This window comes from Pedobacter sp. GQ55 (genome assembly GCF_059758925.1).
The window spans coordinates 23,966-38,504 of record NZ_JCAXEI010000008.1 but is presented as its reverse complement, the minus strand read 5'-3'; the positions used below and the strand labels follow the sequence as shown (position 1 = coordinate 38,504).

Below are 14,539 nucleotides of genomic sequence, written 5' to 3'. Positions count from 1 at the left end.
TTAACTGTAAGATAGAGCGCTTACAGGGTGCAGGCAATTTACAATTATTTTATTTCATTCCGGCCCACTCATCATAAAACTGATCAAGATATTCTTGCATAAAATTATGACGTTTTTGAGCTATGTTTTTTCCTGCCGGAGTTTTCATTAAATCCTTAAGTAAAAAGAGTTTTTCGTAGAAATGGTTAATGGTAGGGCCCGTACTATTTTTGTATTCTTCTTTACTCATATTCAGGTTAGGCTTAATCTCCGGATCGTAAAGCACTCGGTTTTTATAACCTCCATAAGTGAATGCACGGGCAATTCCGATGGCGCCAATAGCATCCAGCCTGTCGGCATCCTGAACAATGTCAAGTTCTTTTGAATGAAAGGTAACAGTGCCTAAGCTAGCTTTGTAGCTTAGGTTGATGATGATCTGTTTTACATGTTCAATGACTGATGAATCGACTTTAATACTTTCAAGGAAGTCACCAGCTATTCGCGGACCGATTTCCTCATCACCATCATTAAATTTAGGATCTGCAATATCGTGCAGCAGGGCTGCAAGGGCAACAATTAATTCATCACCTTTTTCTTGCGCATTAATTGTTAAAGCTGTTTTGTAAACGCGTTCTATATGAAACCAATCGTGCCCTGCTTCTGCATCTGCAAGTGTTTCCTTAACAAATTGAATAGTTTTTTCGATTATCGGGTTCATTGGCTTATTCCTTAATGAGCCTTTCGCCCTCAGGTCTCCTTGTGCCATCGTACAATTCATACTCGAGCATGCGACAGTCTAGTTTTCCATTATAGAACTCAATTTTACGGGTGGCTTTTAATCCGATCTTTTTGGCCAGATCAGGGTTTCCTGTAAATATGTATCCAAAATATCCTTTGCATTCCTGTTTCATAAAATCACCCATACGCTTGTAGGTAAATTCCAGTTTAGAGTGTACACCTAAGCGCTCACCATATTCCGGATTAAAAACTACTACGCCTTTGCCTCCTTCGGGAACTTGCGTTTCAGCAAAATCGCATACCTCGAAAGTGATCAGTGTATCCACACCTGCTGTTTTAGCATTTCTCCTACTTACATCTACAGCATCTTCTGAAATATCAGTAGCGATGATCTGCAGATCAACATTTTTTACAACCTGATCTTTTAGGATCCTTCTTTCAGCAAAAAATACTTGTTCATCGTAGCCAATAATGTGCATAAAGCCATAATTCATTCTAAATAAACCTGGTCTGCGATTGGTTGCAATAAGAGCGGCTTCAATGGCCAGCGTTCCGGAACCACACATTGGGTTTACAAAAGGAGACTTTTGATCCCATTTAGTGCTTAATACCGTTGCTGCGGCAAGAGCCTCTAACATTGGAGCTTTTCCCGGGATTTTACGATATCCGTGTTTAGCAAGTGTTTCGCCAGAAGTATCGATAAATACGTCGGCATCATTATTTTTCCAGTATAAATGGACTACAGCTTTATTGGCATCAGAACCTGAGTTAGGACGGATACCTTTTTTGTCTTTAATGCGGTCGACTATTGCATCTTTTACCTTCAAGTTGGCAAAAAGCGGAGTGGTAATAGTTGGGTTATCCACATTTGAGGTAACGGAAAAGTAACCTGAAAAATCAATTAACTCTTCCCATGGCATATCTACCATTTCGCGGTAAAGCTCTTCCGGATTCCCTGCTTTAAAACTCTTTAAGCAGTATAAAATCTGGCTGGCGCACCTTAAATTCAAATTTAATCGAATACATTCAGATAAAGTGATGTCTAATTCTAAGCCTGTAGGGAAATCCCTTACTATGTCATAGCCAAGGGCTCTAACTTCTTCTAGTAAATACGGCGATAGACGCTTGTTGCAGGTTATGATAACCTTACTTTTTGTGTGGAAAACTTGCATAATTAATTGTACGAAGTTATCAATAAAAATATAGAGATTTGAACTTCGTAGTAGAATAAAATAGTATTTGTTATGGAATTAAAAGGAAAAGTGCATGAAATTGGTGCATTACAGCAGGTGAGTGAGACTTTTAAGAAACGCGACCTTATCATAGAATATGCAGAAAACCCTACTTATCCTGAATACATCAGGTTTGAGGCTTTACAAGATAAAACAGCTTTGTTTGATAGCTTAAAACCAGGCGATGATGTAGAAGTAGCATTTAATTTACGTGGTCGTCCGTGGACTGATAAAGCCGGAAAAACATCTTATTTTAACAGTTTAGTAGTATGGCGTATTAATGCATTAACAAACAGTGCTGCGGCATCTACTCCAGAATATGCTCCGCCAGCTGATTTAAACAGCGCACCGGGTGAGGAAGATGATCTTCCTTTTTAAAAGATCTTTTTTAAATAAACAAATTGACCACCGTGCCGTCCTGATTCAGGGCGGCACTTTTTTTTGCACACATTCGTATGTGCTTCGTATCAGGTTGGGGCTGCTTCGGGTAAAAGGACCTTTTGCCCAACGAACTACGTAGTAAACCCCATTCTGTCCTTGTCCTGCACAACAAAAAGCCTTGGGTAGAACATGTTATAAAGCAAATCATCATGACTAAACCTTTGTTAAAATTTGTTAAATTAAAGCTTTTGTGTTAATGCTTCGTTAATTTTGAATATCCGATATGAAAAAAAGAAGCCTTTGGTTAATCACCGGCCTTATGACCATAGCTTTGCTTGGGGTGTTTGTAATGCAATTGTATTATATAAGGGAGGCTTATAATCTTAAATCACAGCTTTTTGAACAGGATGTAAATCAGGCACTTAATAGTGTGGTTAATAAGGTGCAGAAACGTAATGCCGCACTTTACATTACTAAAAGAGACCAACAGCTGGAACGTGATCGCGAAGCAGAAGTTCGTAATCAGGCACAACAGTTGGTAGAATACAAGGAACGTTTTAAAGATCAGGAGCAAAAGCGGTTGCTTGAGCAGCGGAAATTAATTGTTGCCGACTTAAATCAGAATGATTTAGAGATTAAAAAGTCTTACGCTAATCCGATTCTGATTACCGAAGCTGAATACCTTGCGGCATCTGATTTAAATAATCCTTTACAGTCACCGATACACGTAGATGTGAATGTTGGGCTGGATGCATACGGAAACTTTGTCGGAGAGCGATACAAATCAACATTTGTCCCGTTAGAAACAAAATCATTCATCATTGCGTCTAATCAGTTGCCAGATACAATCAGATACCATGCTGTTAACCCTGTAACAGAAAAAAGTGTGCTCATTAGTGTGCCGACGATAAGTAATGAGCTGGCACGCAAATTTCAATTTGAAAATAACCTTGCCAAAAGAAGGTATGATGATGGACTGAGCAGGTTGATGTCTGATACTATTCCTTTAAAAAGCGATTCTGATATCCTAAGTCAGGTTACAGACGTAGCACAGGAGATGAGAGAAGCGAATGTGCCGCTCAGCAAGATGATATCGAAGGAAAGCCTGGATACCTTAATCCAAAAAGAACTTCTAAATAGAAATATAACACTGAACTATGATTTCTGGGTCAGTCTTGCAGAAAAGGACTCACTGGTATATGTAAAAGCTTCGACCAATATTGATAATGTGTTGCCTAAAAACACATTCAAGGCCACTCTTTATAGTTATATCATTAGAGATCCGGGAATGCTTTATATCAGCTTTCCCGATAAAAACTCTTTAATTCTTAGCAACATGTGGGCTACTATGGCCTCTTCTGCGGCCTTGCTATTTGTGCTGATCTTTATTTTTGCCTATACCATTTATGCAATAATGAAACAAAAGAAGATCTCGGAAATGAAAACGGATTTCATTAATAACATGACTCACGAATTTAAGACTCCGGTGGCCACAATTATGATTGCCAGCGAGGCACTCAGGGATCCGGAGATCGTGGAAGATAAAAACCGCATTAGTAGATTAGCAGGTATTATCTATGACGAAAATGTTCGTCTCGGGAATCACATAGAACGGGTTTTAAGCATTGCACGATTAGAGAAAAAGGAGCTTAAACTGGAGCAGAGTGAAGTTGATGTTAATGATGTAGTTGCTGCAGTTGTAGATAGTATGGAGCTTCAGTTGCAAAAAAGAAATGCTGTAATTAACTTGAAGCTGAATGCCGAAAAATCTCTTATTTATGGTGATGAACTACATCTCTCTAATGTAATTTACAATCTGGTAGATAATGCAAATAAATATAGTGGAGAGATCCCTAAAATAAATATAAGTACAAGAAATACAGGTAAACACCTGATTATTGAAGTTTCTGACGAAGGAATAGGGATGACTAAAGATCAGACCAAGCGTATTTTTGATCAGTTTTATAGGGTGCCAACAGGTAACCTACATGATGTGAAAGGCTTTGGTTTAGGACTGAACTATGTGCAGGACATTATTAATCAGATGGGTGGAACAATAAAGGTGCATAGTGAAAAGGATAAAGGAACTGTATTTGAAATAAGCTTACCATTAAATCATAATTAACGACACACACACATGAAAAGAATTTTATTGGTAGAAGATGATCCGAATTTAGGGCTTCTCTTACAAGATTATCTACAGCTTAAGGGCAAATTTGATGTTATACTGTGTGTTGATGGCGATGAAGGTTTAAGGGCTTTTACAAAGCAGGATTTTGATCTTTGTATACTTGATGTGATGATGCCTAAAAAGGATGGATTTACGTTAGGTAAAGAGATTAGAAAGATCAATCAGGATGTACCTATTATTTTTGCCACTGCTAAGGCCATGATGGAGGATAAAGCATCTGCATATGATCTGGGTGGAGATGATTACATCACAAAACCATTTAGAATTGAAGAGTTGCTTTTAAGAATAAATGCGTTGTTAAAACGGGTAGCAGTAAAAGAAACTCCAGAGTCGGGTACAGCTCAAACGCTATTTCAAATCGGAGACTATAGCTTTGATTACACAACACAACTTATAGACTATAAAGGACAACAGCAAAAGTTGTCGACAAAAGAGGCTGAATTGCTTCAGCTGTTGTGCTTAAAGAAGAATGCTGTTCTTACCAGAGAGGAAGCGCTGCTGAGTATCTGGCATGACGACAATTACTTTAATGGCCGTAGTATGGATGTGTTTTTAAGTAAACTAAGAAAATACCTTAGGGAAGACCCTAAGGTAGAAATTCTTAATGTTCATGGTAAGGGGTATAAACTGCTTGTAAATTAAAGCAGGAAAGCCTTTAAGGCCGATTGGGCATAATCTCCCCAATCCTTTAAAGCCGAATTTATAGTTTCTCTTAAGGTTTTATTGTTTACTGGCTTGCCCTTAGTGGGTACCTTTAGTTCATTTGGGGCAACAGGCTTGTCTGTTACTGTTTTTGCAAACCATGTTATATTTTCATGAGGAAGCGCAACACCAAGGATCATTCCCGGCAGGCCGGTAAATGATTCTGGTCCTCCGGATACCGGGATCTTATCGGTATAAAAGGCTACTACATAAATAGAATCTAAAATAACAGCATTTGCTCTGCGGCATTCGTAGCCTGCTATCGTTCTTAGTTCGCTGGTGATTTTCCAGTTTATTTTTCTGGTGGTATCTTTCACTAAAAAGGTTTCTTCGTATACTACTTTCTGCGTGGTAAATAACCCTGAGGCAAGATCGGTATATATGGTATTACTTTGTCCGGTTGATGGATCACTAAAGAAATAATTTCTTGAATTACTTTCATCCGCTATGGGTGTGTAAAGGGTTTTATCTTTAGAAAAAGCCAAAGTGCTTTTTAATATCTTGAATTGTGGCTGGTTTCTTTTGTAAGCTTCGTACGCTTGTTGCATAAAGCCACTGGAACTTTTTTCCATTTGCCTTTTCATTATAGCGAACATATTAGAGCTCTTTTCGAATTCTATTACGCCATCTGTAGCAAACCTTACATTTTGTGCAAACAGGCTGCTTACATTTAACAACAAGAAGCAGAAGCTGAGTATAATTAGTTTGTGTTTCATATTCTTATTTTTTAGTAGGAGCTGATCCGCCCATTTTGCTGAAATCCCAGCTAATTGTGCACATAAAATATCTTTGAATAGTTGTATAACTGTTTTGATTAACCATGTTACCGCTGGCATATCTGCTGAAGCCCACGTTTTGGTTAAGTAAATCGTTTCCGGATAGTGAAATCCGTAGGTTGTCTTGTTTAAAGAACTTTTTGGTGATGCTTGCATTCCATATAAAGCGCTCCAGATCTTCATTAAAGGTTTGGGTTTTTCCAGTGAATTGGTAATTACCATCAGAGCCAATTTGTATTTTGCCAGGCAAGTATATGTTAAAGTTCGCATTGCCCTGAAATCCCCAGCCTTTGTTGTTGGTGCTGTTTCTTGAAGAAGAGCTAATGATGTTATAGCTTGGTCCTCCCGAAATCCTGAAATCATACTTTTTCTCTTTGTATTTGGATATGTTCAGGCTTCCTGAATAACCATACGATTTGGTCGTGTTTAGCTCTGTTCTTACCGTGTCTGTTACTCTTGTATAATTTACATTTCCGTTTGAGCTAAGGTTTAAGCCTACACTCATATCTATAGGTTTAATCTTTCTGCTTGTTCCGAAATTGAAGTAATAGTTGTAAGGACTTTTGTCAGTTAAATTAATAGACTGATAAAAGTTTTTTCCAAGACGATCAGTTGTAGTGTGGTTTACTATTGGGTTAGTAGTAAAAGAGTAGCTGCTGCTAAAGTAAACATACTGGTCGCTCAGTATTTTGTAAGAGTTGTAATACAAGTTAAGGCCGCTTCTGAAAGACGGTTTCAAATTAGGGTTACCAACGGTTTCATTTAATGGATCTGTATTTACCCTAATTGGTTGGATCTGATCAATGCTGGGCTGATTGGTATTACCATAGTACCCGAAATACAGAGATTTTTGTTGAGAGAACCTGTATTGATAAGTAAATTGAGGGTTCCAGTTGGTAAAGTTTCTTTTAAAGGTTTTATCGGTATATGCATCGAATTGTTGAAACTTTACATCACTTACCTTGGTGCCAATATTTACTGTCGACTTATTCTTCTTGTAATTGAATGTTATTCCTCCCTGGTTTGAAAGCTGATCGAGATCAAAGTTATTACTGAACTCTCTATCCAACTCATCATACGCTCCTGATGCGGTTTGGTTAAATGATTTACGATCAGAATTGCTGTTGTTAATACCCAGGCCATAGCTTAATGCAAGTGTTAATGTTTTAGATAATGGCTCGGTGTAAGTAATGTTGGAGTTAAATGTTTGATTGTGTGTATTGTTGGTTTTGAATTGATTTACCGATTCTGTTTGGGTTTGGTCGCCAAGTTCATTAAAGAATTCACTTGTCGAATTAAGATAGCCTTCAGTTTGGTTTTCATTTACTGCTTGTTTAACATTTACTGAGAGGGTTCTTCCTTTCTTTTTCAACTTTTTAGTCCATAAGGCACTTGCGTTGAATAATTTCTGATCGCCATCATTACTTAGCTCTCTGTTGGTCGAGTTTTGTAATGAATTGTCTCCTCTTAAGGTTGATGAGATGAAGTTATCTCTTGTTTTACTGTTTTTTAATGTTCCATCAACCATTATTTTTAATGTTGAGGTTGTATCTAGCTTTATGGTATACGTTAAGTCTGCTTTTTGCCTGAACATTAGGTTGTCAAACTTTTGATGCGAACTGCTGTTTGTAACGCCGGTAGACAGGTTGTTTTGAGTCAAGTTATCTCTTGTCCCCTCAACACCAATTGAGCCTATTTTGTAGTTTGAATTGATGGCATGTTTATCACTATCCCATTTATTTTCATAATGCAATCCCCCGCTATGTGCTGATGGAATACCCTGGCCATTGTATTGTCCATCGAAAGAGTCAAAATCGTCGTTGCTCCCATAGAAATATATTCCGCCATCATCGCTAAACTCCATATTGTTGGATGAGCCTCCGTATTTGTCTCGATCTCCCCAACCTAATCCGGTTTGGCCAGTATTTCCTGAGATGCCATATGCGGAGAACTTTTGTTTACCCTTAAAGGCGTTAAACATGGCCTGGCTTTTATAGAATTTATCTGTGCCTAAGCCACCTTCAACTTTTCCGAAGTAACCGTTTTTCTTATCCTCTTTTAATTTGATGTTAATGGTTTTCGTTTTTTCACCATCGTCAATTCCTGTAAATGTAGCCTGGTCACTTTTCTTGTCATAGAGCTGTACTTTATCAACCATGTCGGCACGGAGGTTTTTGGTTACCAGAGTTGGGTCATCACCAAAAAACTCCTCACCATCTACCAATACCTTTGGTACGGTTTGACCTTGCGCAGTAATTTTTCCATCCTTATCGACCTGTATGCCGGGAAGTTGTTTAAGCAGATCCTCGACTTTATCGTTGGGTTGTATGGTGAAGCTGGCGGCATTAAACTCCGTTGTGTCCCCCTTAATTTTAATTGCTGCGGCTTTTCCTTGTATAATTACCCCTTCAAGTAAGGTAGCTTTAAGAATTACGCTTATGTTGCCAAAGTCTTTGGTTGATTTGGTAGAGTCTAAAGCAAAATTTTCAATATAGTCGGCATAACCAGGGTAGGTTACCATTAGGATAAATTTTCCTGGTTTTAGGTTGTTTAAAGCAAACATGCCCTCAGGACTAGCTCGGGTATACTTTACAAGTGTGGAATCTTTTTGGTTTAATACTGTTATCGTTGTGTTTACCATCTTGTAAGTGGCAGCGGTATCTACTACAGCGCCCTTGATTGAATATTGGTTCTGAGCAAACAATAACATCGAACTGAACACCAGCAGGAGTGTTAGAGAGGTTAATTTCATATTAGCGGTTTTGTTGGGTACAAGATATAACTAAAAGTTTAGTAATAAAATTAAGGAATTGTTAAAGTTTGTTAAAGAGTGTTAAAATAGAGATTGTAACGCATTTTTTACCGATTAGGTTTAAGTAGTAAGTTCTTATTAACTTTGTAGCATGTCGAATTCTGAAAGCACTAATCCCGCGGAACTTGCCGCAAGGTTTGTGAATTATACTTCTAAGCATATATTCCTTACGGGAAAAGCAGGAACGGGTAAAACAACATTTCTAAGAAGGTTAATTGAGCTTACGCACAAGAAAGCTGTTATTGCTGCCCCTACAGGTATAGCTGCTATAAATGCAGCGGGTGTTACCATACATTCCCTGTTTCAGTTGCCTTTTGGAACTTATTTGCCAAAACAGCCAGATGCGGATGGAGATCACTATAATCAGCAATATAATACACCGAAATCTATTGTAAGGCATTTAAATATGACCGCAGCGAAACGTAAGGTTATTATTGATATGGAGTTGCTGATTATTGATGAGGTGAGTATGTTGCGTGCTGATTTGCTGGATGCGATAGACATGATTTTACGTTATATCAGAAGAAACAACACGGCAAGTTTTGGTGGGGTTCAGGTGCTGTTTATCGGCGATTTGCATCAATTACCTCCGGTTGTAAAGTCAAACGAATGGAATTTGCTTGGGCAATTTTATAAAAGCGCCTATTTCTTTGATGCACTTGCTCTTCAGAACAATCCGCCGATATATATTGAGCTTGAAAAAATCTACAGGCAGGCCGATGAAGTTTTTATAAACCTGCTTAATAATTTACGCAATAATACCGTAACTGCGCAAGATGTAGCGTTGCTTGAAAAGTACTATAGGGCTGATTTTAAACCTTCGATAAACGAGAAGTATATCACGTTGACCACACATAATAATAAGGCCGATACGCTGAATAAGCAAAGCCTTGAAGAGCTAAAGGCAGCTTCGTATTTATATGTGGCGAAAGTTGAAGATGACTTTAGTGAGTATTCTTATCCTGCAGAACATATTTTAGAGTTAAAGGTTGGTGCGCAAGTAATGTTTATTAAAAATGACCCAACTGGTGAGCAACGTTTCTTTAATGGGAAGATCGCTGTTGTTACTGCGTTAAAAACTGACCTGATTGAAGTGCAGGCAGAAGGCAGTAACGAGAAGATCATTCTGGAAAAATATACCTGGAAGAATATAAAGTATACCACTGATAAGGTTACAGGCGAAATTCATGAGGATTTGGCAGGCACTTTTACGCAGTACCCTCTTAAGTTGGCCTGGGCAATTACAGTACACAAAAGCCAGGGTCTAACTTTTGAAAAGGCTATTATAGATATTGGGAATGCATTTGCACCGGGACAAATTTATGTGGCGCTTTCTCGCCTTCGCTCATTAAACGGTTTGATTCTCACTTCGCTGATTTCTGGATCGGGCATCCGACAGGATCAAAATGTATCTTTCTTTTCAAGAAACAAGCAGGAGCCAGCCCGATTGGAAGCTCAGATTAAAGAAGAAAGCGATGCGTTTTTGCGTTCATATTTATTGCAGTGTTTTGATTTGAATCCGCTTGATAATTACGTTTACGACCACGTGCATTCTTATACCAAGGATATCAATAAATCTGCAAAACAAAAACACCATAAATGGGCTGCACAGCTGTTAAAGGATCTAAGCGAGTTGAAGGCACATGCGAATAAATTTCTGGGACAAATACAACGATTGTCGCAAGTTAAAACAGAAGAAGGGTTGTCTGCATTACTTGACAGGACCGCCGCCGCCGAAAATTATTTTAATCCTTTACTGTCCGCATTTTCAAAGAGGATCTTTGAAAGGATGGAACTGGTAAAACAAGATAAACAGGTGGTGGCTTTTTTAACAGAGCTATTAGAGATGGAAGGTCTGTTTTATGAGCAGGTAAAGAAAATCAGTAAAGCAACGGCATTATTAAAGGCAACCATAAATGGTGTAGAGTTTACCAAGAAGGATGTGAACGAGCTAATTGATCAGGCAAAGAGAGCGTCTCAGATGGAAAAAGTATTTGCTATGCCAGGTAAGCTTGATTTTACAGAAAAGAAATCTAAGACCTCTAAACCGAAATCAGGTGCTGGTAAAGCCAAGATAGAAAAGGCACCTAAAGTTGATACTAAAGAGCTGTCGCTTGTATTATTAAAAGAGGGAAAAACCATAGCTGAAATTGCAGCCGAACGCAAAATGGTAATAGGTACTATTGAAGGGCACCTTGCACATTATGTTGCCAGACAAGAGGTCTCGGCTAAAGATATTATTGGATCGAAAAAACTGGATAAAATACTGGATGCAATAACAGAGTTAAAAACCCTGCAGATGAATCCTATTAGAGACTACCTGGGACGGGATTATTCTTTCGGAGAAATTAAGATAGGTGTAGCAGCTCATCTTGCAGAGAGATAGTATTGTTAAATACTAATCTCTCCTTCAAAAACTTGTTCGGCCGGACCACACAAGAATACATTGGTAAACTGTTTTCCATCGTAATCAAATTGGATTTTAAGATCTCCGCCAAGGACTTTAATGGGAGTTTCTATATGTCCAACTTGATGATTGTGCTGAGCCATTGATAGCGCAACAGCAGTTACGCCGGTTCCACAGGCATAGGTTTCATCTTCTACCCCTCTTTCAAAAGTACGAACAAAGAGATGATCGCCTTTATCTTCTACGAAGTTTACATTGATCCCTTCTTTTTTATAGGTCTGGTTGTTTCTTATGGCTTTGCCGTTTTGATAAACATCGTAATCCTTTAAGTTTTGCATTTCTGCTACATAATGAGGAGATCCTGTATTTAGAACATAGGCGTCACCATCTTTGTTAATGGTATCAATGTCAATCATTTGTAGGTCTACCCAATTGCCTTCTTCTGAAATCTTGGCATAATGCGGTCCGTCAACTGCCAAAAAATCAGTCTCTTGATCAATTACACCCAGGTGTTTGGCAAACGCCACGATGCATCTTCCTCCGTTACCACACATACTGCCCAGGTTGCCATCTGAATTGAAATAAAGCATTTCAAAATCGTAATCTGCATGGTTTTGTAAAAGCATTAAACCGTCTGCTCCAATTCCAAAACGCCTGTTACATAGTTGTAAAACCGCATTGTTATCCGTATCTTTAAAGGAAAGATCGCGATTATCAATCAGAATAAAATCGTTACCTGCGCCCTGGTATTTGAAGAAGTGAATGTTCATCTTTAGTGTATGGTGTTCATTTAACATTTTTTAACAGTATTCGTGACTTATTTCAGATGCAAATATCGTTGATATGGTATTAAATTTGACTAAATCAATGAAAAGAAAAGCAATTGTAAGCAAATATGAGACTTGTATGAGTTTACAAAAGGAAATAAAATAAATAATATATAAATGAAAAGAATAGGATTAATAGTGTTGGCTGCATTTATAGGTGGTGCGGCTGCAATTGGTGGCTACAAATTATTAGAACCAAAAACTGCTCAATTATCGTTTCAGGATCAGCAAAAAGTACTTTTTGCTAGTAACTCGAAGGTGTCTTCGGCTGGAGCGGTTGATTTTGTTGAAGCGGCGGCTGCAGTTTCGCCTGCGGTAGTACATATCAGAACTTCATATTCAGGCGGTGGCGGCGAGTCATCTCCAATGGATATGTTTGATGAGTTTTTTGGTGGCGGGGGCAGAAGAATGCAACGCGCACCAAGGGCAGCTTCAGGTTCTGGGGTGATATTGACTCCAGACGGTTATATCGTTACCAATAATCACGTGGTAGAAAATGCTGATAAAATTGAGGTGGTTTTGTCTGACAGACGCAAGGTGAGTGCTAAAGTGATTGGCAAAGATCCAAATACAGATTTGGCGCTTATAAAAGTAGATGCTACTGACTTGCCGGTTGTGAAAATGGGGAATTCTGACAACGTTCAGATTGGGGAATGGGTATTGGCTGTTGGGTTCCCGCTTGATTTACAAACAACGGTTACCGCCGGTATTGTGAGTGCAAAAGCACGTAGTATAGGTATTTTAGCCAGAAATCAGGATCAGCCAACTCAACAAGAGTATGATGAATACCAAAGAACAGGTAAGTTGCCTACACGTACAAACAGCAGTATTGAATCTTTTATTCAGACAGATGCAGCTATTAACCCTGGAAACAGTGGAGGCGCACTGGTAAATGCAAATGGCGAGTTAATTGGTATCAATGCAGCTATAGCCTCCCAAACTGGTACAAACGTTGGTTACGGCTTTGCAATCCCAATCAATCTTGCTAAAAAGATTCTTGATGATTTCAGAAAATTTGGTACAGTTAAACGTGGCTATATAGGTGTAATGTTTGCACCACTAGATGCAGATCAGGCTGAGAAATTCCAGATTAAAGAAAATACCGGACTTTATGTTACTGATGTAGTACCTAGTAGTGGAGCTGCAGCTGCAGGTTTGCAAAAAGGAGACATCATTAAAAAGGTTGAAGGTGCTGTAATTTATGATTCACCTGACTTGCAGGAGAAAATTGGACGTTTGAGTCCCGGTGATAAGGTTCAGCTTACTTATTTAAGAGATGGTTCAGAGAAAAATGCTACCATTACTTTGAAAGGAGAGAATACAGGTGGGGTTTCAACTAAGACCGCTTCGACAGGAAAAGCTACAGGAGCTACCGTTGGTAAGCTTGGAGCTTCCTTTTCCCCGGCCCCGGCTGCGTTAAAAGCTAAGTATGGTGTTAAAAGCGGAGTTGTGGTTACTGACATACAAGAAGGTAAGGTGTTTGATTCTATTGATATTCCTAAAGGCATGTTGATTACAACAGTGAACGGTAAACCTGTAAACAGTATTAAAGATGTAGAAGACGCGTTGCCATCCTCAAAAAATGGAATGACTACCATTTCAGGTGTTGGGCCAAATGGGAATTATACATTCAGTTTTTAAACTCATTTTTCTATAATTGGAACGGGGGATGGCGAAAGTTGTTCCCCGTTTTTTATTTATCATAATATTGTAATATTAGAATGTTTCTAAATAGTCGATTTGTATCTGAAATTAACATATTAATTCTTTTATTAAATACTTTTGCACAACAGAACTAAAATATAATTCTAATGGCTAGTTTCGGAAACGCTTTTTCCTCATCTATAGGAAAAAAATTAATAATGGGTATCACCGGCCTGTTTCTTATCTCATTCCTTGTCGTGCATTGTTTCATCAATTCACTGATTATTGTTAATGACGGTGGCTTAACCTTTAACATGGGCGCACATTTTATGGGCACCAACTGGATAATCCGCGCAATGGAAGTTGTGTTGTTTGCAGGCTTGCTTGCTCACATTGTTCAAGGATTTAGGCTTGTTTTTCAAAACCGTGCTGCAAGACCTGAAAGGTATGCAGTGAACAACGGTGCTGCTAATAGTAAATGGTACTCTCGCTCTATGGGTTTATTGGGAACATTATTGTTGATATTCCTGATCGTTCACATTTCTAAATTCTGGGTAATGTCTCGTTTTACGGGAATTCCTACGGTAGATGCAAACGGAAACCACGACCTATTTGCTGTAATGGTAGAAACGTTTAAAAATCCATGGTTGGTGTTGCTTTATGTACTGGCAATGGTTTCATTGGCTTATCACTTATTGCATGGTTTTTCTTCTGCATTTCAGACATTAGGCTGGAACCACAAGAAATATACTCCGCTTATCAAAGGATTTGGTTTTTGGTTTTCAATCATTATTCCTTTGCTTTTTGCATTGATGCCCATTGTGATGTATCTGGGCTATATTAATTAATT

General features: G+C 38.5%; 11 protein-coding genes. 6 read left to right on the top strand and 5 right to left on the bottom strand.

Annotated elements, in window-relative coordinates; translation table 11 throughout:
- Positions 1–49: 49 nt before the first annotated feature.
- Both AC6CH7_RS19275 and AC6CH7_RS19270 read right to left on the bottom strand, forming a co-directional pair.
- On the bottom strand, positions 50–697 hold the full coding sequence (locus AC6CH7_RS19275; protein ID WP_498264277.1) for an HD domain-containing protein: 648 nt from the start codon (positions 695–697) through the stop codon (positions 50–52).
- Between the two features lie 4 nt (positions 698–701).
- A complete protein-coding gene (locus tag AC6CH7_RS19270; protein WP_498264276.1) occupies positions 702–1,889 on the bottom strand; it encodes a THUMP domain-containing class I SAM-dependent RNA methyltransferase in 1,188 nt (395 codons plus the stop codon).
- Between the two features lie 72 nt (positions 1,890–1,961).
- Between AC6CH7_RS19270 and AC6CH7_RS19265 the strand changes: the two genes are divergently transcribed.
- The 3 genes from AC6CH7_RS19265 (at position 1,962) to AC6CH7_RS19255 (ending at position 5,163) form a co-directional block, all read left to right on the top strand.
- Positions 1,962–2,327 (top strand): DUF3127 domain-containing protein, encoded by a 366-nt coding sequence (locus AC6CH7_RS19265; RefSeq protein ID WP_048907829.1) that lies wholly within the window; start codon positions 1,962–1,964, stop codon positions 2,325–2,327.
- Positions 2,328–2,613: 286 nt separating this feature from the next.
- Positions 2,614–4,455 carry a sensor histidine kinase gene (locus AC6CH7_RS19260; protein WP_498264275.1) on the top strand — a complete coding sequence of 614 codons (1,842 nt, stop codon included), beginning with the start codon at positions 2,614–2,616 and terminating at the stop codon, positions 4,453–4,455.
- Between the two features lie 12 nt (positions 4,456–4,467).
- Positions 4,468–5,163 (top strand): response regulator transcription factor, encoded by a 696-nt coding sequence (locus tag AC6CH7_RS19255; protein ID WP_048907827.1) that lies wholly within the window; start codon positions 4,468–4,470, stop codon positions 5,161–5,163.
- On the opposite strand, the gene AC6CH7_RS19250 is transcribed toward AC6CH7_RS19255, so the two are convergent.
- Both AC6CH7_RS19250 and AC6CH7_RS19245 read right to left on the bottom strand, forming a co-directional pair.
- A complete protein-coding gene (locus AC6CH7_RS19250; RefSeq protein ID WP_498264274.1) occupies positions 5,160–5,939 on the bottom strand; it encodes a GLPGLI family protein in 780 nt (259 codons plus the stop codon). The two genes, AC6CH7_RS19255 and AC6CH7_RS19250, sit on opposite strands and share 4 nt — an antisense overlap.
- Before the next feature lie 4 nt (positions 5,940–5,943).
- Complete coding sequence (locus AC6CH7_RS19245; RefSeq protein ID WP_498264273.1) at positions 5,944–8,751, bottom strand: outer membrane beta-barrel family protein; 2,808 nt, start codon at positions 8,749–8,751, stop codon at positions 5,944–5,946.
- A 151-nt stretch (positions 8,752–8,902) separates the two neighbouring features.
- Between AC6CH7_RS19245 and AC6CH7_RS19240 the strand changes: the two genes are divergently transcribed.
- Positions 8,903–11,197, top strand: a complete 2,295-nt coding sequence (locus AC6CH7_RS19240; RefSeq protein WP_498264272.1) for a helix-turn-helix domain-containing protein — start codon at positions 8,903–8,905, stop codon at positions 11,195–11,197.
- Positions 11,198–11,202: 5 nt separating this feature from the next.
- Here the strand turns inward: AC6CH7_RS19240 and dapF are convergent, their stop codons facing one another.
- On the bottom strand, positions 11,203–11,988 hold the full coding sequence (gene dapF, locus AC6CH7_RS19235) for a diaminopimelate epimerase (RefSeq protein WP_498264456.1): 786 nt from the start codon (positions 11,986–11,988) through the stop codon (positions 11,203–11,205).
- Positions 11,989–12,162: 174 nt separating this feature from the next.
- Between dapF and AC6CH7_RS19230 the strand changes: the two genes are divergently transcribed.
- Positions 12,163–13,686: a Do family serine endopeptidase gene (locus AC6CH7_RS19230; RefSeq protein ID WP_498264271.1), complete on the top strand. Its 1,524-nt coding sequence runs from the start codon at positions 12,163–12,165 to the stop codon at positions 13,684–13,686.
- A gap of 170 nt (positions 13,687–13,856) precedes the next feature.
- Entirely contained in the window at positions 13,857–14,537 is a 681-nt protein-coding gene (locus AC6CH7_RS19225) for a succinate dehydrogenase cytochrome b subunit (protein ID WP_498264270.1), read from the top strand.
- The last annotated feature ends 2 nt before the right edge of the window (positions 14,538–14,539 follow it).